A 23,450-nucleotide genomic window follows, 5' to 3' on the forward strand; every position below is an offset into this window, starting at 1 on the left:
CGGCTCAAGGCCCGGCTCAGGGCCCTCTCCGCGATCCTCGGTGCCCCTGCCGAAGACCTCGTGAAGTTCGACGGGGTCTGGCAAACGGTTGCCGCCTATCTCAAGGCCATCGCCGAACTCAACTCTCGAGCCGCCTGCGAGGAGATCAAGTCCCGCGAGGCAATTCCCTCCTGGACCGCTCTCGTCGAATATGTGCGCCGCGAGATCCAGCACGAGACGCGCGAACAGTTCCGCGTGTTGTTTCTCGGCCGGAAGAACCAGCTGATCACAGATGAAATCATGGGCCGCGGCACGATCGATCATGCGCCGCTCTATCCGCGCGAGATCGCCCGGCGCGCATTGGAGATCCAATGCGCCAGCCTCTTCCTCGTGCACAATCACCCGTCGGGTGACCCCAAGCCCTCGCGCGCCGATATCGACACCACGCGCGAGATCATCGACGTGCTGCAGCCGTTCGACATCACGGTGCACGACCACCTGATCGTCGGCGCCGCCGGCGTCGTCAGCTTCCGCTCATCCGGCCTGAACTGAGCGTCAGCGTGCGGGTGATGCCGACGCACTGCAGGAAGGCCGCATCATGGCTCACCACCAGCAGCGCGCCGTCATACGCACAAAGACCCGCCTCCACCGCTTCCAGTGATGCGATGTCGAGATGGTTCGTCGGCTCGTCCAGGATCAGCAGCTGAGGCGGCACGGCGCCGCCGAGCGCCGCCGCCAGTCCCGCCCGCAGACGCTCGCCGCCGCTCAGCGTCGCGACCTGCTGCAAAGCCGCCCCCGCCCAGAAGCGAAACCGCGCGAGCGCAGCCCGGCATGCATTTTCATCCGTCTGCGGATTGAGCCGGCGGAAATTGTCCAGCACCGTCCCGGCCGGATCGAGCAGGCTCACATCCTGGTCCAGCATCACGAAAGGCACAGCCACGCGTGCCTCGCCCGCCCAAGGCGCGAGCGCCCCGGTCACGACCTTCAGCAGCGTCGACTTGCCGGCCCCGTTGCCTCCCGCCACCGCCACCCGCTCCGGCCCGCGCAGCTCGAAGGACACATCGCGCAACACGGACCGCGCCGCATCATAGCCTGCCGTCACCCCCTTCAGTCTCAGCACGACCCGGCCTGCCGCCAGCCCGCTCGGCGGCACTGAGACCTTCAGCTTTTCCAGCACCTCGATCCGCTCGCGTGCCGCCTGCGCCGCATCTTCGGCTTCGGCCGTCTGGCGCGCGGCGAGGTTTTGCAGCGCGCCGCTGGAGGCTTCCGCGCGGCGCTTCATCGCGCCGATCAGGATCCGCGGCGCGCCGCCCTTGGCGGCCTTGCGTTTGCCGGTGCCGTCCTTGCGCGCCTTGCGCTCGGCCGCGCGCTGGGTTTTCGCGTGCGTGTCCTCCAGCTGCCGCTCGGCCTCCGAGAGATCGCGGTGCGCCGCGTCCAGCTCCAGCGCCTTGCGCGCCTCAAACGCGCTCCAACCGCCGCCATAGCGCGCCGCGCCAAGCGTCGTCAGTTCGACGATGGCATCCATCTGCTCCAGCAGTTCGCGATCATGGCTGACGACAATCGCCCCGCCGTGCCAGCCCGCCAGCAGGCCGGCGATCGCCGCGCGCCCGTCCCGGTCGAGATTGTTGGTCGGCTCGTCCAGCAGCAGGAAGTCCGGCGCCGCGAACACCAGCGCGGCAATCCCCGCCCGCGTGCGCTGCCCGCCGGACAGCGCCGCCAGCTCGATCTCCGCCTCCGCGTCCAGCCCCGCCCGGCCGAGCGCCGCAGCGAACCGCGCCGGCAGGGTCCAGTCGACCTCGTCCCAACGCGCCGGATCGGCGGAGCCCGCCTCAGCCGCCTGCAACAGGTCGAGCGCGCCGCGGATCCCGAACAGGTCGGCCACGGTCTCGCCCGGCGCCGGCGCAAAGCCCTGGCGCAGCACGCCGAGCGTGCCGGTGACGGAGACCATTCCACTGTGGGGGACGCATTCGCCCGCGATCAGTTTCAGCAGGGTCGACTTGCCAACGCCGTTCCGGCCTACAAGGCCGGTGCGTTCCAAATTGAAACTAAAAGTAAGGTCAGAAAAAAGAACCTGGCTATCGGGAAGCGCATAGCCCAGCGCAGATAGGGTGATTGAAGCAGGCATGGTCAGAACTCGTCGAGCAAATTGATCCTTGTGCGGTCATTTGGCTGGCCTGGTTCATGGCGATGCACCTCCCCTGATCGGTTCGTATTGCCGAATTAAGCGTGATGCGGGCCGGATTCAATGCGCGCCTCGCGGGAATTGGCAATCCGGGCGCCCTGACCTGACGATAAGGCTTGCAGGGCGCGCCGGGCAGGTTACCGTCGCCACAACACCGAAGCGCTCCGACAGAAGGGCGCTTTTCCTGGGAGGCGAAAGATAATGACAGCCACTGCGGCCACGGCCGGCAGCGAGAACGGACACATCACCGGTTTCGGCACCAAGCCATACCGCACTTATGTTCTCCTCGCCCTGACGCTGATCTACACGCTGAACTTCATCGACCGCACCGTGATCACGGTCGTCGCCCAGCCGATCATCAACACCTTCTCGCTCACCGACACCCAATGGGGCCTGCTGACCGGGCCGCCCTTCGCGCTCTTCTATGCCCTGATGGGCATCCCGATCGCGATGTGGGCCGACCGCGGCAACCGCGTGATGATCATCTCGCTCTGCGTCGTCATCTGGTCGCTGATGACGGTCTTCTGCGGCCTCGCGGCCAGCTTCATGTGGCTGCTCCTGTTCCGCGTCGGCGTCGCCATCGGCGAGGCCGGCTGCACGCCGCCCGCCAATTCCATCATCACCGACTATTACCCGCCCAAGAGCCGCGCCAACGCCATCGGCATCTATTCCATGGGCGTCACGCTCGGCGGCGTCCTCGCCCAGCTCTTCGGCGGCCAGCTCGCCAGCCTCAAGGGCGAAACCTTCGGCGGCTGGATGAACGCCATCGGACTCGGCGGCCTGATGTCGGGCATCAACTGGTCGGAAGTCGAAGGCTGGCGCCTTGTCTTCGTCATCGTCGGCGCGCCCGGCCTGCTGATCGCGCTGATCCTCTGGCTCACAATCAAGGAGCCGCCACGCGGCTTTTCGGATCCGAAATCGACCGTCGTCGCCAAGGCCGGCTTCTTTGAAGCCTTCAAGGAGTTCGGCAAGAAGCCGACCTTCTGGACCCTCTCATTGGGCGCCGCGTTCGTGGCCTTTGTCGGCTACGGCCTCATCAGCTTCCAGGCACCCTTCCTGCAGCGCGTCCACGGCGTGAACGTGCGCGACGCCGCCATGCTCTATGGCGCGCCGCTGGCCGCCGTCGCCGCCTTTGGTACCTTTGCCGGCGGCTTCCTGTCCGAGAAACTTGCGCCGCGCTTTCCGTCGGTCGCCGCCTGGCTGCCGGGCGTCGGCCTTCTGATCGCGGTGCCGGCCTACGTGTTCGCCTTCCTCGCGCCCACTTTGCCGATGGCCTTCGGCCTCTGGATCATCGCGGCCATCATGCACTACGCCTACCTCGGCGCGCAGTACACGGTGTCCACCTCCATCGTCAGCCCCGGCTCGCGCGCCACCACCGTGTCGGTGATGCTGCTGATCATCAGCCTCATCGGCAACGGCATCGGCCCGATGTTCACCGGCGCGATGAGCAGCGCCTTCATGGGCGGCATCGTGAAGAAGGCCGGCCTGCAGGAAGCCTTCGCTTCGTTCAACCCGGCCCTCTGCGCCAACAAGGTTGAAGAGCTGGGCGTGAACGGTCCGGCGCTCTGCTCGGCCTATGCCGAGGGTCTGCGCCAGTCGATGATCGCGACCGTCCTGTTCTTCGTGATCGCCGCCGCCTTCTACTTCCTCGCCGCCCGGACCTACCAGAAAGACCGCTGGAGCCCCGCTACCTGAGATCCTTTTTCCTTGCCTGACTGTCGTGGAGACCCGAATGACCGACGCCGCCACCCCTAGCCAGACAACCACCGAAGCCGAACCGGGCTACAAGACCGGGTTCGGCACACCGCTTTACCGCGGCTATGTGCTCTCTTCGCTGCTCGTTGTTTACATCTTCAACTTCATTGACCGGTCGATCTTCGCGATCCTGACCGAGCCGATGAAAGTGTCGCTCAAGCTCGAAGACTGGCACATGGGCCTGCTCGGCGGGCTCGCCTTCGCGATCTTCTATACCACGCTCGGCATTCCGATTGCCCGGGTCGCCGAACGGCGCAGCCGGATGATGATCATCGTCATCTCGCTATCGCTGTGGAGCCTGATGACGGTCCTCTGCGGCTTCGCCACCAGCTTTATCACCATGTTCATCTTCCGCCTGCTCGTCGGGGTGGGTGAAGCCGGTTGCACGCCGCCGGCCCAATCGGTGATCGCGGACTATTTCAAGCCCACCAGCCGCGCGACCGCCGCCTCGATCTACGCCCTCGGCGTCCCGCTCGGCGGCATGATGGCAGGCCTCTCGGCTGGCCCGATCAACGACTACGTCACCGGCCACAATGTCCACGCGCTGTTCGGCTCCTGGGGCTGGACCTGGGCACAGAACCTGATCGCCTGGGAGAATGTCGAAGGCTGGCGCATCGCCTTTGTCGCGGTCGGCCTGCCCGGCGTACTCTTCGCGTTCATCCTGGCCGCGACCGTGAAGGAACCACCCCGTGGTTACAGCGATCCGCCTGGCGCAGACCGCAAGGGCCCGCCCGAAGCCTTCCTCTCCGCCCTCGGCGGCCTGCTGCGCAAGCCGACCTATGTGCACGTGGTCACCGGCGCCGCCATCGCCTCCTTCGCGGGCTATGGCATTGCGGCCTTCTCCACCTCCTTCCTGTTGCGCACCCACCACCTGACGCTGACCGAAGCGGCGCTGATCTTCTCGCTGGTGCTCGGCCTGATGGCGGCGCTCGGCGTGTTCCTGTCGGGTTTCCTCGCCGACAAGCTGTCGAAGCGTTACCCGACCGCGCTGTCCTGGATGCCGGCGCTCGGCATGGGCCTGTCGGTGCCGCTTTACTGGATGGGCTACATGGCGCCGACGGTGCCGCTGATGATCCCGCCGCTGATGCTGGCGGCGACGCTGCACTATTTCTACCTCGGCCCGATGTATGCCGTCTCGGCAGGCGTCGTGGACAGCCGGACGCGGGCGACCGCTGTGGCCATCACGCTGTTCGCCGTGAACCTGATCGGCATCGGCCTCGGCCCGACGCTGGCCGGCGCGCTGTCGAGCGTCCTGAAATCCATGATGCTTTCGGGCGCGGATCTCGGCCTGTCGATCGAAGCCTGCAAGGTAACGGCCGGTCTCGCCGCCGATCAGGCGGCGGCCTGCACCTCGGCCAATGCGCGCGCGCTGCAATGGACCATCGTGATCTTCGCCACGCTCTATGGCTGGGCGGCACTGCACTACCTGCTCGCCGGCAAGACGCTGTCGCGTGACATGCTGTCCAAAACTGCGTAAGCCCGCCGCCGATGGCGGTTTATACGCAAGTTTCTGACGAGGCGCTGTCGGCCTTCCTGGCCGAATACGATCTCGGTGCGGCCTTGTCCTTCAAGGGCATTGCCGAAGGCGTGGAGAATTCGAACTACTATCTCGAGACCGAGACAGGCCGGTTCATCCTCACTTTGTTCGAGAAGCGCGTGAACGCCGCCGAGCTGCCTTACTTCATCGGGCTGAAACAGCATCTGGCCGGCAAGGGCTATCCCTGTCCTCAGCCGGTGATGGGCCGCGACGGGTCGGCGCTTCGCACGCTGGAAGGCCGGCCGGCGGTGATCGTCACCTTCCTCGAAGGCCTGTCGCCCAAGCGGCCGAACGTGCGCCAGTGCCGAGGCCTCGGCGAAGGCCTCGCGCGGATGCACGTGGCGCTCGCCGACTTTGCGATGTCGCGCGAGAACGCACTTGGCCCGAAGGCGTGGCCCCCGCTGTGGACGGGCCGCACCGAGGCCGCCGAAGCGCTGCTGCCGGGCCTACCCTCTCTGGTGGAGGATTGCTTCGCCGCGCTCGAGGCCTCGCCCGCCTTCGACGGCAACCTGCCGCGCGGCACGATCCACGCGGACCTCTTCCCCGACAATGCGTTCTTCCTCGGCGATAGATTCTCGGGCGCCATCGACTTCTACTTCGCCTGCACGGACGCGCTCGCCTACGACCTTGCCGTCTGCCTCAACTCCTGGGCGTTCGATGAAGGCAATGCGAGCGATGCTTCGCGGCTCGAATACAATTATTCCAAGGGCGCCGCGCTGATTGCGGGCTACCAGTCCGTTCGTCCGTTGACAGACGGCGAACGCGCCGCCCTGCCCACGCTCTGTCTCGGCTCGGCCATGCGCTTCTTCCTGACCCGGCTGGCCGACTGGTCCGCCACTCCGGCAGGCGCCTTGGTTCGGCCAAAGAACCCCCTTGAATATGCCGCGCGTCTGGCCTTCCATCTGCGCACGACGAGCGCAGCCGAATACGGACTCTAGGGGACTCACATGAACAAACGGACCGGCATGCGGCGCAGCTTGATTGTGGCCGCTGCAACACTTGTACTGGCCCAGATACCGATCGCGCTGGCCGAGCCGGTTGCGGCAGCGCCCGGGCCGACACAGTTGCCGACCTCCGGCCTGATCATTGATCTGCCGGCAGCCAAGGATCGTACCTACAAGTTGAGCGGCAGCTGGGCGCTCGACGCGGCGGGCGAGATTTTCGACACGCGCGACGTGGTCGATGAATTCGATTCCGCGACCGGCTCCATCGTCGCCGGCAACTGGATCATGCTCGGCTATTTCAATGCGGGCGATTGCGCGGGCGTGCTTGCAGAGATGAATTTTGCCTCGCCGGTCTCCACCACGGAAGCCCTGTGGGGCCAGGACTGGCAAGTACTGACCGGCGTGTTCGATTTCGACTCCGAACTTGGCCGTCGGCCGGCGGCGGCGCTCTGCCGCATGAACGGCGAGGGCCAAGCCTTGCTTCTCGAGCGCTTCCTCGTCAACCAACCCGAGAACCTGCCCTATTCGGCATTGATGGCCGACGTACGTGCTTCCGATGTGCTCGCGAGCGCCTCGCGCAGCTATTCGGCCAATCGCCACGGCGACATCCAGCCGTTGCGCCGCGCCGAAGTGCGGTCGCGCGGCGAAGGCAGCGCGGTGCGAGCCCTCTTCTTGCCGATGTCGGGCCTCGACCTGACGCTGCCGGATGATGGGTATCTCTGGCTGCTGACCCGGGACGACAGCGCGCCCACAGATATGCTGAACCGCCTGTTGCCAACTTTGCCGGAAGTTACGGTCGAGATCATGGCGGTGGACGGCTATCCCTGCAGCAATGTTATCGCCTCGTTCGATGACCCGTCGATGACCGAAGCTCGCCCGTCCGGCCTTCCGGCCGGCTGGCAGGCAAGCCCCGGCGTGATGGTCGAGTCCGAACTTGAACTCATCGCCTGCCATGACGGCACCCGTGGTGCGATATTGGTAGGCATCTTTCAGGGGATGGACAATCGGGACGTCTCGCCCCTTGTCCCACTGTTGAACGCCGTCGCCGCTGCAGACGCTGCAAGGTAGCTGGCCGTGGCCGTTGATCCCGTTCCTCCTGACGCGGCGCTTCCCACCTATGCGACGACGCCGCGCCCGAAACGGGTGAAGCGGATCCGGCTGGCGCTGCTGGTCTCGTCCTTTGCCGCCTGTTTCAGTGTGACGCTGATCGGCATCGTGTTCGGCGGTCTGATGACGCTGACCTTCGGCGTGCTGGGCGCCGGCGGACTAGGGCTCGGCCAATCGGGCTTCGTTGGCGGTGTGATGCTGGCGCTGACGCTGGCCTCGTACAACTTCATTCTCTTCTTCATCACCGTTCCGGCCGCCGCGTTGGCGCTCGGCCTGTCGATCGGACGCTTCCCGCACAAGGGTATCACCCACCGCAAACCCTACCTGCGCTGGGGCGCAGTGTGGGGCGCCAGTCTGGTCGGCGGCACGACCTTCGTGTTCGGCTGGTTCGGCGGCCCGGCCTCCGCCTTCGGCGCGCTGCTCACCGGCTGCCTGATCGGCGCTGCGGCGGGCGTTTTCTGCGGATTCCTGCTGCACGCCATCGTCGCGCCGGCGCGCCAGCTGACCGATGTGGACGTGAACGTCTTCGGACCGGCTTGACGCTTCCGGCGAAGCGGGCCACCTCGCGGCGGATGACCGACACAATTGAAATCTGGACCGACGGCGCCTGCAGCGGCAATCCCGGCCCTGGCGGCTGGGGCGCGCTGATCCGCTGGAACGGCCATGAGAAGGAGCTGTTCGGCGGCGATCCGGCGACGACCAACAACCGCATGGAAATGATGGCCGTGGTGGAAGCGCTGAATGCGCTGAAGCGGCCGTCGAAAGTGCTGCTGCACGTCGATTCAATGTACGTGAAAGACGGCCTGACCAAGTGGATCAAGGGCTGGAAACGCAATGGCTGGAAAACCGCCGACAAGAAACCTGTGAAAAACCAGGACCTCTGGATGGCGATGGAAGAGGCTTGTGCGCGCCATGACATCACCTGGAAATGGGTGAAGGGCCATGACGGCGACCCCGGCAACGAACGCGCCGATGCCCTCGCCCGTCAGGGTACGGAAGAAGCCCGGGCGAAGAAGTAGCACGTGCGGCCGGACGCAGCTTTGGGCTGACCGGTTGATGAATTTCTGGACTTTTCGACTGCCGCACTTCCCCGCGAACGCCGGGATGAGCGGCAGGACTAGCAACTGCTGGGGATGGGCGTGAGGCTCCCCTCCGTCAGCCTGCGGTGCAGGCTGCCACCTCCCAGCTTGGATCGCTCAGTTTGCGGAGGATGCGGGGGATGGATTTGTACAGGCTGGGGTTATCAGCCTGCGTGGCAAAGCGGATAGTGATGAAGCCCCACCAGTTGGTCTGGAAGCAGACATCGGTGATGTTCTGATCGCGCATCCAGAAGATTATGGCATTGCGTTGCCACCAGAGGATCGGCCACAGCAGCTTCGGCACATAGTCGAACAGGTCGGCATAGTGGGGCTGGGCTCGAAGGGCGCGCAGCGGGATCATGCCCGCACTATACCTCCGTCTGCGGAGGGGGTGCGTTCGCGGCGCTGAACTATTTTACAAGCGCTTGGCGGTGCTACGCATTTTCTTTTTCAGGCCCCCGGATTTTGTTGCGCAAGGCCCTGCTCCGCCCGCTTGTCACCCTGAACGAAAACGCCCCGGCGCGGGGGCCGGGGCGTGTCGGTGTGTGGGGTTCGGAAGGCCTCAGGCGGCTTCTTCGATTTCGCCCGTCTTGGCGTTCGGACGCGGGTCGCGTAGCACGTAGCCGCGGCCCCAGACGGTTTCGATATAGTGATTGCCGTTGGTCGCCTGCTGCAGCTTCTTGCGCAGTTTGCAGATGAACACGTCGATGATCTTGAGTTCCGGTTCGTCCATGCCGCCATAGAGGTGGTTCAGGAACATTTCCTTGGTCAGCGTGGTTCCCTTGCGCAGCGAGAGCAGCTCGAACATCGCGTATTCCTTGCCGGTCAGGTGGACGCGCTCGCCTTCGACTTCGACGGTCTTGGCATCCAGGTTGACCAGGATCTCGCCGGTGCGGATGACGCTCTCGGCATGGCCCTTGGAGCGGCGCACGATGGCGGTGATACGGGCGATCAGCTCGTCCTTGTTGAACGGCTTGGTGAGGTAATCGTCGGCGCCGTAGCCGAGGGTTTTCACCTTCGCTTCGATATCCGGGTTGCCCGACAGGATCATGACCGGCGTGTTGACGCGGCTCATGCGGAGCTGTTTGAGGACCTCGAAGCCCGAGATGTCCGGCAGCGACAGGTCCAGAAGGATCATGTCGTACTCATAGACCTTGCCGAGATCGACTCCATCCTCGCCGAGGTCCGTCATATAGACGTTGAAGCCTGCGGCTTTCAGCATCAGCTCAATGGAGCGTGCCAGAGCCCGATCATCTTCAATCAATAGGACGCGCATCGCTCGTCTCCCGAATCACTTAAGGCTGGTTTAGCCCGATTGTTAACACTTGTGAATCCTAACGCCGCAATGTTGTTAACAAGTTAATGCGGTGTACGGATACTGACGATTTATTCACTATTCTCAACACGGATCAGTTTCCCACCGCGGCGGACTGCCCTTCGCCGAGCAGGGTCTGAGCGACAGCCATCACGTCCTGTACCGGCTGGGCCTGTGGATCGGTGGAGATCAGCGTTCGCTGGCACCGGATCGCATCGCGAACTTTCGGGTCGCGCATGACGGTTCCCGCGTGTCTTGGCCGGAAACCGAGGAAGGTGGAACAGGCGCGCGCAATCGCTTCATAGGTGCGCTGACCCGCAGCGCGGGTGTCGGCCTGGTTAATGCAGATGATGGGTTCAACATTCGGCGCATAACCGCGCAACACCTTGATGAAGGCGTAGGCGTCGGTCATCGAGGCCGGATCGTCGGTGATCACGACCAGCGATTTATCGCCGGCGCGCGCGAGGCGCATGCAGTTGGCCTCGATGCCAGCGCCGAGGTCGAGCACGAGATGGTCATACTGGAGCGCGAGGGCGGACAGGCCGGCCGCGAGGCGGGCCACTTCTTCGGGTGGCAGCTCGGCGAGCGCGCCGGAGCCGGAGCGGCCGGGCAACACATCGAAACCGCCGCTGCCGGCGCCGCCATCGACCGGGGTCACGGCATCGTCGAGTTCGACCCAGCCGGCCACGACGGCGGCGAGATCGGTTTCCGGGGCGATGCCGAGCTGGACGTCGACGTTGGCGAGGCCAAGGTCACCGTCCACCAGCAGCACGCGGCGGCCGGCTTTCGCCAGCGCGGAAGCCAGCGTGATGGAGATGAAGGTCTTTCCGACACCACCCTTGCCACTCGCCACCGCAATGATGGAGGCGGGCGTGACACGCGGGGTGGGCCTGACGGCGGGTCGGTCCTGGGATCGGCGCATGGTGAAGCTCATGGGATCAGGCTGCTCCTCTCAGGGCGATGACATCGCCGCGCGAGTCCTCGATGAGGAGCGCGGAGAGACGCGACGGCGCCGCCGGCACCAGACCGCCGCCGATGAACGGCGTGATGGCCAGGTGCGAGAATGCGATGCCCGCCGATGTCAGGGCCGCGATGGCGCCGCCGCGGCGGCGGACGACATCGAGCTTGGTCAGGATGGCACGCCGGACACCGGCGCGCTGGAAGGCGCGCGCCGCTTCGGCAAGGTCGTCAGGGTGGCCCTCCGCAGACAGCACGAGAACCGGTTCGGCGCGGATGGCCGCGACGAGGTCTGCGAGGCTGGCGAGGTCGTCACCTTCGAACGGGTTGATCGCCGGCAGGTCGATGACGCAGCGGCGGTTTTCGGCGCGCAGGGTGCGCAGCGTGGCGAACAGGTCGTCCGGCGTTTCGGCAACGCGGATCTGTTCGCGCTCGAGTTCGAGATAGGCGGCCAGCTGCGCTCCGGCGCCGGAGCCGTCGAGATCGGCGGCGAGCGGCACGATTTCGGCGCGTGCCACGGCGGCGCGGCGGGTCAGCTTGGCGGCGGTGGCCGTGCGGCCATGGCCGGGCGGGCCGACGAGGAGGATATCGCGGTCGAGGCGGGCCGGGATCGGATCGCAGGTGATCAGGCGACCGAGGCCTTCGGCCATCGCGTCTTCGGGGGCGGAGAACTGGCCCGGCAGGCGGCCGGCGCCTTCATTGGCGACCCGGTCGGCGAAGCGCTGCGGCGCGCCGTGCCAGAGCAGCGCGTCGCGGACGCGGGCATACATCGGGTTGTCGATGCCCCGGCCATGGCCGCCGGCGCGGGCATCGCGGAGGAAGACGGGCTCGTTGCCGACAGCGGCCGCGCCCATACGGTCGATTGCGGCGCGGACTTCCACGCCTCCATCGACTTCGCGTTCGGAAAGAATCACGGCATCAGAGCCCATCTCCGCAAAGATCTTCGCCCTGGCAGCTTCAATAGACTCTGCTGCGAACATCTTCATGCGCATGGGGCGGCTTCCTCGCGACGCTGGGCGGCCCCGACAGTGATTCTGCCTGAAACCGCGAAACTCAGGGTCCAGAAAAGCGGGGAAATGGTTAATATTTTGCCAAGCGAAGTTAGTATTTACCCTCAATCCATCCCCCTGTCGCAAGACGTGCAGGCGCCTTGAGACACGGGACCCGATGACCGCCAGCCCTCTACATTCCCTTGCGGAAAGACCGCTGGCGGCGTCCATCCACGGCGCGCTGCGGGCGGCGGACCGGGCGCTGATCTTTGTCGGCTTTCTGATGCTGCTGGAGGTCGTGAAACCCCTGATCGTGCGCAATGCCGAACCCGATGACATGACTGGCGCGGACAATCCGGTCGCCCGGGGGCTGTGGTATCCCTTCTATTTCGGGCTCATCGTGGCGCTTGGGGCGCGGATCGGCTTCTGGGACGCCTGCCAGACGAAGATCAAGGAGGCGCCCTGGACGGGCTACGGGATCGGCGCCATCTGGGTGGAGCCTTACGGTCCGTCCTACGATGTGCGCACCCAGGTCGAATGGATCGTGCCCAGCGCGCACAACAGCTGGATCGAGATGGGCTGCCGCTGGGCCTGCCCGGATCGGGGCTGCTGGGGCGAATCGCCATGTCGACCTTAGTGCGCATCGGCCTACCGCTGCCCGGCGGGGCGACGCCATGGGCGTGCCTGGGCCTGCTACAGCTGTCGATGTTCTCAATGTCCGAAAGCCTGATCTTCTGGCACCCCAACGCGTTCAGCTGCACCCTGTTTACCTTCTACGCGACGGCGGCGCTCGTGCCGGCGGTGAGGCAGGCGAAGTCCCTGCCCGTGCTGCCGCCGCGCGGGCGCCTGCAGCCTGCACCGGCCGCTTAACTTCCCCCCAACCCCTTTCGGCCTAGATTTCCCGCCGGATACAGAAGGACACAGCCATGCATTTTGGCGAGATCATCGCGCTTATCGCGCTCGGCTTCGGCGCGGCACTGGGGATGGGCGGCCTGTTCGCGCCCGACTGGGCGGCGCGGATCGTGCGCCTGAAGGCCGATCCGGAGCGGCCGGGCGGCTATTCGGAGTTCCGTGCCACCTATGGCGGCTTGTTCCTGATGCTGCACCTGACGGCCCTGCTGATGGTGTTGCAGGCGCCGCCGGCCATGGCGCTGGCCGCCGTGCTGCCGGTCTCGGCCGGCTGGTTCGGAGCTGCGATTGGCCGGGTGTTCGCGATGAGCCTCGACCGCGGCAAGGGCGGCGAAGCGAAAATCCTGCCGGTCTGGATGGCGATCGAAATCGCCCTCGGGCTTGCCATTGCAGCGCCCTTCCTGCAGTTCACAGCCTGAAGCCAGACAGAAAGCCGAACCCATGCCGGAGCGTCGTGAGACGGGCCGCCCCAACCGGAAACCATCCGGTGCGCGCAAGCCTGCCCCCCAGAACAAAGCCCCCCTGCCGCCGAAGACCGACGCCGAATGGAGCGAAGGCGGCGAGCGGATCGCCAAATACCTCGCCCGGGCCGGCGTGGCCTCGCGCCGCGAAGTCGAGCGGCTGATCGAGGCCGGCGATGTGAGCGTGAACGGCAAGGTGCTGACCTCTGCCGCGTTCAAGGTGACCGGGCGCGAGACCATCAAGGTGGGCCGCAAGACAATCGAGGCCCCGGACGGCACGCGCCTGTGGCGCTATCACAAGCCCTCGGGCCTCATCACGACCACCGATGACCCGGCCGGGCGGCGCACGATCTTCGATGAGCTGCCGAAATCCCTGCCCCGCGTGGTGACGGTCGGCCGCCTCGACCTGACGACCGAAGGGCTGCTGCTGCTGACCAATGATGGCGAGCTTGCGCGGTTCCTGGAACTCCCCCGCTCCGGCCTGCAGCGCACCTACCGCGCCCGGGCCAAGGGCACGGTGACGCCGCAGAAGATCGAAGAGCTGGCGAGCGGCCTGACCGTGGACGGCGTGAAGTACCAGCCGATCATCGCGGTGTTCGACCGCGAGATGGGCGCGAACTCCTGGCTGACGGTGACGCTGTCGGAAGGCAAGAAGCGCGAAGTGCGCCGCGCGCTGGAATCCGTCGGCCTGATCGTGAACCGGCTGATCCGCATCAATTACGGCCCGTTCCTGCTGGCAGACCTGAAGCCGGGACAGGTGGAAGAGGTTCCGGCGAATGTGCTCGCCGAAGCACTTGCGAGCCTCGGCGCGCCGATGGACGCAGCGCCCGCCGCCAAGGCGCCTGCCCCTAAGTCACGCCTTGGCAGGGGACCGCGCACGGATACATTGAAGCCACGCGGGAAAACGCCGCGGCGCAAATGAACTCCGGAGGAATTTGTTTTGTCTGATGCCGCTGCGCTAGCTGTACCACCACAAACCAAGTTCGACCCATCCCGGACCATGAGCGCGGCCGCTGGGGCGACCTGCGACCAGATCGTGTCGCCTGCGGTCTATGCGGACCAGAAGATGCTCGACGCGGCGTTCTCGCGGCTGCGCGCGGAAGATCCGCTGGCCTGGTGCGAACCGGCCGACTTCCGCCCCTTCTGGGCGGCAACAAAGCATGCCGATATCATGGAAATCTCGCGCCAGAACCAGCTGTTTACAAACGGCGAACGCGAGATGCTGTCTTACGCCGAAGCCGAAAAAGGCGTGTACGCGAAGTTCGGTCAGCCGCACCTTCTGAAGACGCTCGTACAGCTGGACGATCCGCTGCACTACAAGCTGCGCCATCTGACCCAGGAATGGTTCATGCCGCAGAACGTGAAGAAGCGCGAGGACGCGATCAAGCAGATTGCCAGGCAATATGTCGACCGGATGGAAGACCTGGGCGGCGAATGCGATTTCCAGCGCGACGTGGCGCTCTACTACCCGCTGCGGGTGATCATGCAGATCCTCGGCGTTCCGGAATCGGACGAACCGATGATGCTGAAACTGACGCAGGAGATTTTCGGCGCGCAGGACGAAGACCTGATGCGCGACAAGTCGCTCGCCGAGAAGCGCGATGTGGAAGCAGGTCTTGCCTCGATCCAGCAGACGCTGGCCGAATTCTTCATGTACTTCACCGCGATTACCGCCGACCGCCGGGCGAACCCGAAGGACGACGTGTCCACAGTGATCGCCAATGGCATGGTGGACGGCGAGCCGATCGGGCAGCTGGAAGCGATGAGCTATTACATCATCACGGCGGCCGCCGGCCATGACACGACGAGCGCCTCGACCGGCGGCGGCGTGCTGGCCATGCTGCAAGACCGCGAGCAGCTGAAGAAGATGATGGCGGACCCGAAAGGCATGTCGCGCACCGCGGTGGACGAGGCGATCCGCTGGACGACGCCGGTGAAGCATTTCATGCGCACGGCGCAGGACGATTACGAGATGCGCGGCAAGAAGATCCTGAAGGGCGAAAGCGTTCTGCTCTGCTATCCGTCCGGCAACCGCGATGAAGAGGTGTTCGACGAGCCGTTCAAGTTCAAGGTCGATCGCAATCCGAACAAGATCATCTCGTTCGGCCATGGCGGGCACATGTGCCTGGGGATGCACCTGGCTAGGCTGGAGATGCAGGCGATCTACGAAGAATTATTCAGCCGCGTGAAGTCGATCGAACTCGCCGGTGAGCCGAGCTTCATCAAGGCCAACTTTGTGGGTGGGCCAAAATCCATCCCGGTACGGTATAAATTCTGACTCAGGAGAAGCACATGTCCGCTGAAGGCAAGACTGTCATCGTAACAGGGGCCTCAAGCGGCATCGGCGCCGCGACGGCCAAGGTGCTGGCGGCGTCGGGCGCGCAAGTCATGCTGGCCGCACGCCGGGAAGACCGGCTGAAGGACCTGGCGAAAGACATCGGCGGCAACGTCAAATGGCGCGTCACCGACGTGACCAACCATGCCGACATGCTCAAGTTGGGCGAGGACACGATCAAGGCCTTCGGCAAGGTGGACGTGATCGTCAACAATGCCGGTATCATGCCACTCTCGCCTCTGGCCAACCGCCGCGTGGCAGAGTGGGACCAAATGATCGACGTGAACATCAAAGGCGTGCTCTACGGTATTGATGCGGTGCTAACCCATATGCTGGAGCGCAAGGAAGGACACGTCATCAACATATCCTCAGTGGCTGGGTTGATGACGAATCCGACATCGGCCGTCTATAGCGGCACCAAGCATGCCGTGAAGGCGATCTCCGAAGGCTTGCGCAAGGAGACCGCAGGCGTGATCCGTGTAACGACGATCTATCCCGGCAAGGTGAACACGGAACTTGGCTTTTCGATCAAGGATCCTGCCGTGCTGGCCGGAATTGGTGCGCGCTTCAACTATACGGGCCTCGAAGGCGAAGACATCGCCAATGCGGCTCTGTTCGCCATCGCGAGCCCGCGGAACATGGTACTGAATGATATCGTGATCCGTCCTATCGAACAGGAAATGTAAGGCCAGACCCATGACCCTCCAGAACGTGACCGACACCTACCAGCAGGAAGTGCCGCCGGCCCCGCCGAAGGCCAAGCCTGTCTACGACCTGAAGCCACCGGTGGACCTGACGGACCCGGAAGTGTTCTCGCGCCACGGCGGCTACACGCATGAGGCCTTTGCGCTGATGCGCGAGAAGGCGCCGGTGATGTGGCATCCTGAACACGCCGGCGCGGGCTTCTGGGCCGTAACGCCCTATGAACTGGTCAAGAAGGTCGAGCTGGACCCGGAGACCTATTCGAGCCAGCGCGGCGGCATCCTGATGACCTATGGCCTGCCGGATCAGCCGCGCCATCCGCTGCTGCACGCCTCGAGCCTCAACAGCCTCATCAACCTTGACCGGCCGTATCACACGCCGCTGCGCATGGAGCACATGCAGTTCTTCCGGCAGGGCTTCGTGGCGGAACTGCGCAAGCGGGTCGATGTGTATATCGGCGAGCTGCTGGACGCGATGGAGAAGCAGGGACCGGTGGTGGACATGGTGGAGATGTTCTCCGCCGAATTGCCGCTGTTCACGCTGTGCGAAATCCTGGGCGTGCCGGCTGCCGACCGGCCGAAGCTGGTGCACTGGATGCACTTCCTCGAAACCTCGCAATACCAGGCGCAGCAGGAAGGCCTCGGCAATGTGACGCCCGAGCAGATCATGACATTCATGAGCGAGATCCAGGCGATGTTCGAATTCGGCCGCCACCTTCTTGAGGAACGCCGGCGCGAGCCGAAGGAAGACCTGCTCTCCGCGATCGCGAACGTGAAGATCGACGGCAAGCCGCTGAGCCCGGAATTCCTGGACGGGTCATGGCTGCTGATCGTGTTCGCGGGCAATGACACGACGCGCAATTCGCTGTCGGGCACGATGAAGCTGATCACCGAATTCCCGGACGTGCGCCAGCAGCTGAAGGCTCAGCCGGACCTGTTCCCGAATTTCGTCCACGAGGCGATCCGCATGGTGACGCCGGTGACCTATATGCGTCGCACGGCGACCAAAGACACCGAACTCGGCGGGCAGAAACTGGCCGAGGGCGACAAGGTGGTTATGTATTATCCCGCCGCGAACCGCGACCCGGCGAAATTTGCCGATCCGAACCGGTTCGATGTGACGCGCGAAAATGCCAAGGAGCACCTCTCCTTCGGCAATGGCCCGCACGTCTGCCTGGGCCAGCGCGTGGCGAACATGCAGCTGGAAGCGGCGTTCCGGCAGATCCTGGGCCGGTTCCCGGACGCGAAATGGACCGGCGAGATGACGCTGGCACCGAACAATTTCGTGCACGCGATTTCATCCCTGATGGTGGATCTCGGCAAATGAGCGGTGATCTCGTCACCCGGACCGACAAGGAAGGCCTTGCCATCCTGACGCTGAACCGTCCGGACAAGCTGAACTCGCTGACGGTGGGCATGTTCCGCGAATTACGCGAACATGTGAGCGATCTGTATAAGGATGAGTCCATCGGCTGCGTTGTGCTGCGCGGAGCGGGCAAGTGCTTTTCCGCCGGACATGACCTAGCTGACATCGCCGAGGGCGAGAAAGTGCCGTCGCGCGGGTGGCATTCGGAAACGCTGCGCCTGATGGAGAAACTGCCCAAGCCGGTGATCGCGGCGGTGCACGGACATTGTTATACTGGCGCGCTGGAAGTGGCGCTGGCGGCGGATTTCATCCTGGCGGCCGAGAGCGCCCGCTTCGGTGACACGCATGCGAAATGGGCGCTGACCCCGATCTGGGGCATGAGCCAGCGCCTGCCCCGGCGGGTCGGCATCGCCACCGCCAAACGGTTGATGTTCACTGCCGAGATGATCCGCGCCGACGAGGCATTCCGCATAGGGCTCGCCGAAAAGGTCGTGCCGGACGACGCGTTCGAGACGGCAATCGACGAGATGGCGCGCCAGATCCTCGCCAATTCCCCCTTCAGCCATGCCGCGAACAAGCGCCTGCTGGAGGCCACCGATGCCCGCGACATGGATAGTGGGCTTCAGTGGGAAATCCTTAACAACGAAGGTGTAGGCCCGGACATGCAGGCGCGCATCGGCGCGTTCATGAGCAAATCGAAAACTTAAGAGCCAAGGGGACAGGCTTACATGGCAGACTTCCTGATCAAACGCGCAGACCTGCGCGATGTCGTTTGGACCGATACGGCGCCAGCGCCGCTGGCCGAGGGCGCGGCGCGCCTGAAGGTCGAAGCCTTCGCGCTGACCGCCAACAACGTGACCTATGCGAGCTTCGGCGAGGCGATGGGGTACTGGAATTTCTTCCCGGCGGCGGATGCCTCCTACGGACGGGTGCCGGTCTGGGGCTTTGCCACCGTCGCTGAGTCCAAGGCCGAGGGTGTGCCGGTGGGCGCGCGTGTGTATGGCTACCTACCGATTTCGGAGACATTCGACGTGGTGCCCCAGCGCGGGGGCAAGGAAAGCTTCCTCGACGGGGCAGACTGCCGCAAAGGCCTGGCGCCAATCTACAATACCTACATCTTCACCGCTGCCGATCCGAGCTATGACGCGGCGCGCGAGGCCGAGCAGATGTTGTTCCGCCCGCTGTTCACCACCGGCTTCATGATCGACGATTGCCTGATGGAAGCCGGCGATCCGGTGCCTGAGACGGTGGTGATTTCCAGCGCATCGTCCAAGACGGCGCTCGCACTGGCGCATTGCCTGAAACAGCGCGGACAGGTGGAAGCGGTGGCGCTCACCTCACCGGGCAACAAGGCCTATGTCGAAAGCCTCAGGCTTTATGCGCGTGTACGGACCTATGACGAGGCCGACCGGCTGCATGCGCGCGGGCTGACGGCTTATGTCGACTTTCTGGGCCGGCCCACGCTGACCGCCGACGTGCATAATGCGCTGCGCGACCGGTTGGTGCGCAGCCTCGTGATCGGCGTGACCGACTGGGAAGGCAACCGCGCACCGGTCGCCCTGCCCGATCCGCAGCCCGAATTCTTCTTCGTGCCAACCTATGCCGCCGAACGGGCGAAAGCGCTGGGACCGGATGTGCTTAACGCGCGTCTCGGCAAGGCGCTGAGCGGGTTCTACAAGGCCTCGTCCGCCTACCTCACGCCGGAGACGGCCAAGGGCAAAGCCGCGATTCAGGCGGCTTGGCTCGATACGGTGGACGCCAAGGTCGCGCCCTCGAAGGGCCTGGTGCTCAGCTTCTGAAGGCCGGGCGCGCCTAGCGGGCGATGACCTTGAATTCGGTGCGACGGTTGCGCTCGTTGGCTTCCGGCGTCGGGGCCGGGTCCAGAAGGCGCGTCTCGCCGAAGCCGATGGAGGTCAGGCTCTCATCAGACACACCCTTGTTGACGAGGTAAGCCTTCACGGCATCGGCACGGTCCTGCGAGAGCTTCAGATTGTAATCGTCGGCGCCGCGCGCGCTGGTGTGTTCACCGATCTCCATGACAAAGCCCTGACAGAGGGTGGCGATACCGGTGAGCGCATCAAGAAGGCCGGTGCTGACCGGCGAGATACGGGCATTGCCGGACTCGAACAGAATGGAATGGCTGGCCATCGTGTCATCGAAGGCGCGCTGACAAGCCTGCAGGCTGGCGCCGGAGTCTGCCAGGACAGCCAGGCTTTCGCCCACGCCGCGCTCGCCCTCTTCGACCGAAATCCCGTCCACAACCAGCAGATTGGCTGCGGCTGTCTGCGGGTTGGCGGCAAGGGCAGCCTGACCGGCAGTGAGACCGGCGGCCTTGGCTTCAGCGCTGGGCGCAGCGCCGTTGATCACGGCAACCCGGCCCCGGAGCTTCAGGCCCATCCACGGAAAGCCTGCATCGGCAAAGCCGGACTGGATGTCGCGTTCGGGGCCCGACCCGACGGACAGGCCGGCCTGCGCGGCTGAAACCGCGAGCAGCTTACCGCCCCGGAACTCGTACAGACCCTCGGCCAGCGTGACGCAATCCTCGTTCGCGGCAGCCTCCTTCGGGGCGACGCCCGGCGGCGGCGCATCGCATGCCCCCAGCATCACCAGGGCTAGGATAGACGCGCAAACTGTTCCAGAATGGTAGGCCATCATGTCTCGTCTCGCAGCAATCGGGCCGTTGGCCCGGTTATTAACCGACAGCCCATGCAAGCCTTAAGCCGGGTGCGCGCGAAGGTCAAAACCCCGCCGCAAGCGTTGTATTCAAGTATTGGCGGGGATTTACACCCAACAGGGCGTCCTATGCCTTGAAATATACAAACTGACCTTCCGGAAATTCTTGGGAACAACTTGGTTGAATTCAATCCGGACAGATGGCTGGTGCGTCGCACAACCTTTCTCAGATAGCCGACGCTCTCGAATTTCAGTCTCTCTGTGACCTGTGGCGCCGTGGCGTCGCCGAAAAAGATCATCCGGCCGGAGGATAATAGCCGGGCAGCGTGAACCCCGCCTCAGTCTTCGATCAGCCGGCCTTCGGCGTCGCGCTTTTCCGGTCCATCCACCCTTGCCCGCCCATCGCCGAACGCGGCGTCGCGCGCGCGGAGTGTGGCCTTCAGGCCTTTTTCCTGAACGGATTTTCGGAAGCCTCCGGCCGCGCGCGTGTTGTGGCCGCGGACGTCGTTTTCGACGGCGAGGCGTTGCAGCGTGCGCGCGCCCATGAGTTCCATCGCGAGGTTCACGATCCGCTTGTTGGCGGAGAGGAGATCGGGATCGATCAAGGCAAGGCGCGCGGCGAGGCCCGTGACCTCGGCTTCGAGATCGTCTTCCGGCACAGCCTTCATCACAAGACCGATCTGCTGCGCTTCGCGGCCGGTGATCGTGTCGCCGGTCAGCATCAGACGTTTCGCCCATTGCGGGCCGCAATGATAGACCCAGAACTGGTTCGGCAGCGCCCCGAGATCGCGCGCCGGCGGGAAACCGAAGGTGGCCGTGTCGGCTGCGATCACCATGTCGCTCATCAGGGCGAGATCGCATCCGCCCGCAAGACAATAACCGTGGACCTTCGAGATGACCGGCTTGTGCATGTCGAAGATGGCCATGCGCCAGCGTTGCTGGCGTTCCAGCTGCCAGGCGTCATCATCGATGGAGCGATGGCCTCGATAGGATTTTGACGTCTTGTCCTCAACCGCCGAGACCGGCACGTCGCCATCCGCGCCGGACAGGTCATAGCCCGCGCAGAACGCCCGGCCGGCGCCTTCAAGGATCACGCTGTGCACGGAGGTATCGTTGTCCGCCTCCCAAAGCGCCGCGCAGAGCTCGTTCTGCATCACATAGGACAGCGCATTGAGCTTCGCCGGACGGTTCAGCGTGATACGCGCGTGACCCGCGCGGGTTTCATAGAGGATGGTTTCGAATCCGGCCATGACAGTCGCTCCTCGCAGGAGCGGCGACTATCTCCGGCCTTGGCCGGATTGCCAAGGCATGACGCGGCGTTCGGCCGGGCGTCAGTCTTCCAGGGCGCGCACGATGGCCTCGGTGATGGCCGGAACCGGGTGGCCGGTGAAGTCCTTGTCGATCCAAGCCACGACACGTTGAAGCAGCTTACCCTTGATGCCTGGGCGCATCCGCCCGAGGGCTACCGGCGGCGCGGCAATGACGAGGGCGATGATATCGCCGCGGGCACAATCGGCTTCAAGATCGGCGACGATCCCGGCGATGAACCGGTCCTCCGCGATCTGGTGCAGGTCGGGCGCTTCCTGGGCTGAGCGGCGGCCATCTGCGGACTGGATTGTCCGGGGTGGCTGGTCGCGGCCCTGTTGGTGCGTGGGCGGATTGTCCTGATCGTAGACCCGGAGGGTTTTGAGTTTCGGCGCTACGGCCGTGCCCTCATTCTCCAGCACCAGCGCATGAGCGCCGTCGGCGACCAGTATCCACGTTCCCGTCTTGAGTTTCATTGCACACTCCCATTCGGGCAGTCTGCCGCTGCCTCGTCTCTCAGCATGCAATACTACGCGCAAAGGTCAGTCCGGAAAACTACGGAGTCGGACTCAACCCGCGAAGGGCGGCAAGCTGGCTTGTACTTTGCGGGTGAGCCCGGCGTGAACGATGGCATAGGCCTGCGTGATGCGGGCCTTGAGTTCGCCGGGCGGCAGGGCCTTCGGCGTCAGCGTCACCCATTTGGCCCGCGCCAGATAGGCGGCCGGCCGGGCCGCGCCGGATTCGGTCAGCACATGGAAGGCCTCATCGCTGCATTTGAACGAGATCTTCGTGCAGGCCGCATCGGTAGCGGCGAACATCTTTCCGGCAATCTTGTAGACCTGGTCATCGCCCCATTGCTGCACGCATTCTGCGCCCGGCAGCGAGAGGCAATGCTTGCGGAAGGCCGCCGGTGTCATGCAAGGCGGTCCTGGGGATAGTGCGGATAGCTGGCTTTCATGACGCCGTGATTGAGCAGCATCTCGGCAAGCTGGGTCTTGCCCGACTTGTCAAAGAACCGGGTACGGACCCAGTAATTCTCCACCCGTCGCGATTCCGACAGGGCGACGATCTCGCGGCGCAGGAGATATTCCTCACCCACGAAAAGCGGGCCGTCGATCATGCGGATCTCGAGATCGGCGAACAGGCCGATGCTGGGATTCTTCACCGGGAAGCGTGCGCCGTGGCTGGAATAATTGCCCAGCACACTGATCATTTCGAGCGGGATAGCAGGCTTGCCCCAGGGCGAGGCCTTCGCATCGGAATACATCGGATGAGTTTCGGTGATGACCTTCAGCTTTTCGGCCAGCGAAAAGGGATAGAGATCGCCCATGTGCTGGTCCGGCCCCATCGAGACGATCTCGTTCTCGCGGCCGGTCATGCCGACCTTCAGGTCCGCGAGGATCACAAGATCGCTGGCGGGGCGCAGCTTCTTCATGCGCTCTTCCAATAGCGTCTCGCCATGTTCCGGGCCAAGGCTGGCGCTTGCTTCAAGGACGGGCGTCCCGTCTTCCTTGAAGGCGCGGCAGAGCGTGCGCGTGGCGCCGAGGGCCGGCCGGTCGACTTCGGCGCGCACCTTCTCACCTTCGAACACCATGTTCAGGAAGTGGGCGGAGAAGCAGCCGCGCTCGTGCCAGGCCTGACCCCAGACCTCGGCCAGCAGCGGCACGAATTGCGAGAAATGCGTCGGCCCTTCGATGGGCCCGGCCTTGATGCCGAGGCGCGCGGCTTCAGCATCATCGTGCAGCGACTTGTGGCCGGCATATTTCTGCTCGGTCAACAGGTTCACCGGGCTGCGCAGAGCGCCCTGCAATACATCGCTCATCTCAAAGTCTCCCGGCGGCTTCTGGTTGGATACT

Annotated in this window: 26 protein-coding genes; 16 read left to right on the forward strand and 10 right to left on the reverse strand. The window is 64.6% G+C overall.

What is annotated here, in order from left to right; all coding sequences use genetic code 11:
- The first annotated feature begins 60 nt into the window (after positions 1–60).
- Positions 61–531: a DNA repair protein RadC gene (gene radC, locus GC148_RS02310; RefSeq protein ID WP_291068413.1), complete on the forward strand. Its 471-nt coding sequence runs from the start codon at positions 61–63 to the stop codon at positions 529–531.
- Here the strand turns inward: radC and GC148_RS02315 are convergent.
- A complete protein-coding gene (locus GC148_RS02315; protein WP_366062928.1) occupies positions 503–2,104 on the reverse strand; it encodes an ABC-F family ATP-binding cassette domain-containing protein in 1,602 nt (533 codons plus the stop codon). The two genes, radC and GC148_RS02315, sit on opposite strands and share 29 nt — an antisense overlap.
- A 258-nt stretch (positions 2,105–2,362) precedes the next feature.
- Between GC148_RS02315 and GC148_RS02320 the strand changes: the two genes are divergently transcribed.
- Genes GC148_RS02320 through rnhA form a run of 6 tightly spaced genes read left to right on the forward strand, consistent with a single transcriptional unit; the run spans position 2,363 to position 8,523 of the window.
- A complete protein-coding gene (locus GC148_RS02320; protein WP_291068415.1) occupies positions 2,363–3,856 on the forward strand; it encodes an MFS transporter in 1,494 nt (497 codons plus the stop codon).
- 37 nt (positions 3,857–3,893) lie between these two features.
- Positions 3,894–5,393, forward strand: coding sequence for an MFS transporter (locus GC148_RS02325; protein WP_291068416.1), 1,500 nt, complete (start codon positions 3,894–3,896; stop codon positions 5,391–5,393).
- A gap of 11 nt (positions 5,394–5,404) precedes the next feature.
- Entirely contained in the window at positions 5,405–6,391 is a 987-nt protein-coding gene (gene thrB / locus GC148_RS02330) for a homoserine kinase (RefSeq protein WP_291068417.1), read from the forward strand.
- A gap of 9 nt (positions 6,392–6,400) precedes the next feature.
- The gene (locus GC148_RS02335; protein ID WP_291068418.1) at positions 6,401–7,465 is read left to right on the forward strand and encodes a hypothetical protein; all 1,065 of its coding nucleotides are present in this window, start codon (positions 6,401–6,403) and stop codon (positions 7,463–7,465) included.
- 6 nt (positions 7,466–7,471) lie between these two features.
- Entirely contained in the window at positions 7,472–8,044 is a 573-nt protein-coding gene (locus tag GC148_RS02340; protein ID WP_291068419.1) for a hypothetical protein, read from the forward strand.
- A 32-nt stretch (positions 8,045–8,076) separates the two neighbouring features.
- Positions 8,077–8,523, forward strand: coding sequence for a ribonuclease HI (rnhA, locus tag GC148_RS02345; protein ID WP_291068420.1), 447 nt, complete (start codon positions 8,077–8,079; stop codon positions 8,521–8,523).
- Positions 8,524–8,659: 136 nt separating this feature from the next.
- Here rnhA and GC148_RS02350 read toward each other — a convergent pair whose 3' ends face one another.
- From GC148_RS02350 to GC148_RS02365, 4 genes are all read right to left on the reverse strand, one after another.
- Positions 8,660–8,944 (reverse strand): hypothetical protein, encoded by a 285-nt coding sequence (locus tag GC148_RS02350; protein ID WP_291068421.1) that lies wholly within the window; start codon positions 8,942–8,944, stop codon positions 8,660–8,662.
- Positions 8,945–9,145: 201 nt separating this feature from the next.
- Positions 9,146–9,859: a response regulator transcription factor CtrA gene (gene ctrA / locus GC148_RS02355; protein WP_291068422.1), complete on the reverse strand. Its 714-nt coding sequence runs from the start codon at positions 9,857–9,859 to the stop codon at positions 9,146–9,148.
- Between the two features lie 133 nt (positions 9,860–9,992).
- The gene (locus tag GC148_RS02360; RefSeq protein WP_291068423.1) at positions 9,993–10,832 is read right to left on the reverse strand and encodes an AAA family ATPase; all 840 of its coding nucleotides are present in this window, start codon (positions 10,830–10,832) and stop codon (positions 9,993–9,995) included.
- A gap of 4 nt (positions 10,833–10,836) precedes the next feature.
- A complete protein-coding gene (locus tag GC148_RS02365) occupies positions 10,837–11,847 on the reverse strand; it encodes a flagellar biosynthesis protein FlhF-like protein (RefSeq protein WP_291068424.1) in 1,011 nt (336 codons plus the stop codon).
- Between the two features lie 175 nt (positions 11,848–12,022).
- Here GC148_RS02365 and GC148_RS02370 point away from each other — a divergent pair, with 175 nt between their 5' ends.
- The 9 genes from GC148_RS02370 to GC148_RS02410 all read left to right on the forward strand — a co-directional run bounded on the left by GC148_RS02370 (position 12,023) and on the right by GC148_RS02410 (position 19,415).
- Positions 12,023–12,481 carry a hypothetical protein gene (locus GC148_RS02370; protein WP_291068425.1) on the forward strand — a complete coding sequence of 153 codons (459 nt, stop codon included), beginning with the start codon at positions 12,023–12,025 and terminating at the stop codon, positions 12,479–12,481.
- Positions 12,469–12,714, forward strand: coding sequence for a hypothetical protein (locus tag GC148_RS02375; RefSeq protein ID WP_291068426.1), 246 nt, complete (start codon positions 12,469–12,471; stop codon positions 12,712–12,714). The genes GC148_RS02370 and GC148_RS02375 overlap by 13 nt, the downstream gene beginning before the upstream one ends.
- Before the next feature lie 56 nt (positions 12,715–12,770).
- Positions 12,771–13,172 carry a hypothetical protein gene (locus tag GC148_RS02380; RefSeq protein ID WP_291068427.1) on the forward strand — a complete coding sequence of 134 codons (402 nt, stop codon included), beginning with the start codon at positions 12,771–12,773 and terminating at the stop codon, positions 13,170–13,172.
- A 22-nt stretch (positions 13,173–13,194) separates the two neighbouring features.
- Positions 13,195–14,136, forward strand: coding sequence for a pseudouridine synthase (locus GC148_RS02385; RefSeq protein ID WP_291068428.1), 942 nt, complete (start codon positions 13,195–13,197; stop codon positions 14,134–14,136).
- Positions 14,137–14,214: 78 nt separating this feature from the next.
- Complete coding sequence (locus GC148_RS02390; RefSeq protein WP_291068429.1) at positions 14,215–15,492, forward strand: cytochrome P450; 1,278 nt, start codon at positions 14,215–14,217, stop codon at positions 15,490–15,492.
- A 14-nt stretch (positions 15,493–15,506) separates the two neighbouring features.
- On the forward strand, positions 15,507–16,235 hold the full coding sequence (locus tag GC148_RS02395; RefSeq protein ID WP_291068430.1) for an SDR family oxidoreductase: 729 nt from the start codon (positions 15,507–15,509) through the stop codon (positions 16,233–16,235).
- 10 nt (positions 16,236–16,245) lie between these two features.
- The gene (locus GC148_RS02400) at positions 16,246–17,577 is read left to right on the forward strand and encodes a cytochrome P450 (protein ID WP_291068431.1); all 1,332 of its coding nucleotides are present in this window, start codon (positions 16,246–16,248) and stop codon (positions 17,575–17,577) included.
- Positions 17,574–18,323 carry an enoyl-CoA hydratase/isomerase family protein gene (locus GC148_RS02405; RefSeq protein WP_291068432.1) on the forward strand — a complete coding sequence of 250 codons (750 nt, stop codon included), beginning with the start codon at positions 17,574–17,576 and terminating at the stop codon, positions 18,321–18,323. The genes GC148_RS02400 and GC148_RS02405 overlap by 4 nt, the downstream gene beginning before the upstream one ends.
- A gap of 21 nt (positions 18,324–18,344) precedes the next feature.
- Entirely contained in the window at positions 18,345–19,415 is a 1,071-nt protein-coding gene (locus GC148_RS02410; protein ID WP_291068433.1) for a DUF2855 family protein, read from the forward strand.
- A gap of 13 nt (positions 19,416–19,428) precedes the next feature.
- Here the strand turns inward: GC148_RS02410 and GC148_RS02415 are convergent, their stop codons facing one another.
- The 5 genes from GC148_RS02415 to GC148_RS02435 form a co-directional block, all read right to left on the reverse strand.
- Complete coding sequence (locus GC148_RS02415; RefSeq protein ID WP_291068434.1) at positions 19,429–20,220, reverse strand: OmpA family protein; 792 nt, start codon at positions 20,218–20,220, stop codon at positions 19,429–19,431.
- Between the two features lie 407 nt (positions 20,221–20,627).
- Positions 20,628–21,539: a crotonase/enoyl-CoA hydratase family protein gene (locus tag GC148_RS02420; RefSeq protein ID WP_291068435.1), complete on the reverse strand. Its 912-nt coding sequence runs from the start codon at positions 21,537–21,539 to the stop codon at positions 20,628–20,630.
- A gap of 81 nt (positions 21,540–21,620) precedes the next feature.
- Positions 21,621–22,070: a host attachment family protein gene (locus tag GC148_RS02425; RefSeq protein ID WP_291068436.1), complete on the reverse strand. Its 450-nt coding sequence runs from the start codon at positions 22,068–22,070 to the stop codon at positions 21,621–21,623.
- A gap of 93 nt (positions 22,071–22,163) precedes the next feature.
- Positions 22,164–22,511: an MmcQ/YjbR family DNA-binding protein gene (locus tag GC148_RS02430; protein ID WP_291068437.1), complete on the reverse strand. Its 348-nt coding sequence runs from the start codon at positions 22,509–22,511 to the stop codon at positions 22,164–22,166.
- The gene (locus GC148_RS02435) at positions 22,508–23,416 is read right to left on the reverse strand and encodes a MaoC family dehydratase (protein WP_291068438.1); all 909 of its coding nucleotides are present in this window, start codon (positions 23,414–23,416) and stop codon (positions 22,508–22,510) included. Before GC148_RS02435 ends, GC148_RS02430 begins: the two co-directional genes overlap by 4 nt.
- Positions 23,417–23,450 lie beyond the last annotated feature (34 nt).

Source organism: Hyphomonas sp., assembly GCF_016125515.1.
Classification (GTDB): domain Bacteria; phylum Pseudomonadota; class Alphaproteobacteria; order Caulobacterales; family Hyphomonadaceae; genus Hyphomonas.

Excerpts from the sequence above, each read along its gene's own strand:
- GC148_RS02400 (WP_291068431.1), top strand. The coding sequence starts at position 16,246 with ATGACCCTCCAGAACGTGACCGACACCTACCAGCAGGAAGTGCCGCCG.
- GC148_RS02365 (WP_291068424.1), bottom strand. The coding sequence starts at position 11,847 with ATGCGCATGAAGATGTTCGCAGCAGAGTCTATTGAAGCTGCCAGGGCG.
- GC148_RS02370 (WP_291068425.1), top strand. The coding sequence starts at position 12,023 with ATGACCGCCAGCCCTCTACATTCCCTTGCGGAAAGACCGCTGGCGGCG.
- rnhA (WP_291068420.1), top strand. The coding sequence starts at position 8,077 with ATGACCGACACAATTGAAATCTGGACCGACGGCGCCTGCAGCGGCAAT.
- GC148_RS02430 (WP_291068437.1), bottom strand. The coding sequence starts at position 22,511 with ATGACACCGGCGGCCTTCCGCAAGCATTGCCTCTCGCTGCCGGGCGCA.
- GC148_RS02335 (WP_291068418.1), top strand. The coding sequence starts at position 6,401 with ATGAACAAACGGACCGGCATGCGGCGCAGCTTGATTGTGGCCGCTGCA.
- GC148_RS02390 (WP_291068429.1), top strand. The coding sequence starts at position 14,215 with ATGAGCGCGGCCGCTGGGGCGACCTGCGACCAGATCGTGTCGCCTGCG.
- GC148_RS02405 (WP_291068432.1), top strand. The coding sequence starts at position 17,574 with ATGAGCGGTGATCTCGTCACCCGGACCGACAAGGAAGGCCTTGCCATC.
- GC148_RS02420 (WP_291068435.1), bottom strand. The coding sequence starts at position 21,539 with ATGGCCGGATTCGAAACCATCCTCTATGAAACCCGCGCGGGTCACGCG.
- GC148_RS02320 (WP_291068415.1), top strand. The coding sequence starts at position 2,363 with ATGACAGCCACTGCGGCCACGGCCGGCAGCGAGAACGGACACATCACC.
- GC148_RS02350 (WP_291068421.1), bottom strand. The coding sequence starts at position 8,944 with ATGATCCCGCTGCGCGCCCTTCGAGCCCAGCCCCACTATGCCGACCTG.
- GC148_RS02360 (WP_291068423.1), bottom strand. The coding sequence starts at position 10,832 with ATGAGCTTCACCATGCGCCGATCCCAGGACCGACCCGCCGTCAGGCCC.
- GC148_RS02395 (WP_291068430.1), top strand. The coding sequence starts at position 15,507 with ATGTCCGCTGAAGGCAAGACTGTCATCGTAACAGGGGCCTCAAGCGGC.
- GC148_RS02385 (WP_291068428.1), top strand. The coding sequence starts at position 13,195 with ATGCCGGAGCGTCGTGAGACGGGCCGCCCCAACCGGAAACCATCCGGT.
- GC148_RS02415 (WP_291068434.1), bottom strand. The coding sequence starts at position 20,220 with ATGCTGGGGGCATGCGATGCGCCGCCGCCGGGCGTCGCCCCGAAGGAG.
- GC148_RS02410 (WP_291068433.1), top strand. The coding sequence starts at position 18,345 with ATGGCAGACTTCCTGATCAAACGCGCAGACCTGCGCGATGTCGTTTGG.
- GC148_RS02435 (WP_291068438.1), bottom strand. The coding sequence starts at position 23,416 with ATGAGCGATGTATTGCAGGGCGCTCTGCGCAGCCCGGTGAACCTGTTG.
- GC148_RS02380 (WP_291068427.1), top strand. The coding sequence starts at position 12,771 with ATGCATTTTGGCGAGATCATCGCGCTTATCGCGCTCGGCTTCGGCGCG.
- GC148_RS02375 (WP_291068426.1), top strand. The coding sequence starts at position 12,469 with ATGTCGACCTTAGTGCGCATCGGCCTACCGCTGCCCGGCGGGGCGACG.
- ctrA (WP_291068422.1), bottom strand. The coding sequence starts at position 9,859 with ATGCGCGTCCTATTGATTGAAGATGATCGGGCTCTGGCACGCTCCATT.
- thrB (WP_291068417.1), top strand. The coding sequence starts at position 5,405 with ATGGCGGTTTATACGCAAGTTTCTGACGAGGCGCTGTCGGCCTTCCTG.
- GC148_RS02315 (WP_366062928.1), bottom strand. The coding sequence starts at position 2,104 with ATGCCTGCTTCAATCACCCTATCTGCGCTGGGCTATGCGCTTCCCGAT.
- GC148_RS02325 (WP_291068416.1), top strand. The coding sequence starts at position 3,894 with ATGACCGACGCCGCCACCCCTAGCCAGACAACCACCGAAGCCGAACCG.
- GC148_RS02425 (WP_291068436.1), bottom strand. The coding sequence starts at position 22,070 with ATGAAACTCAAGACGGGAACGTGGATACTGGTCGCCGACGGCGCTCAT.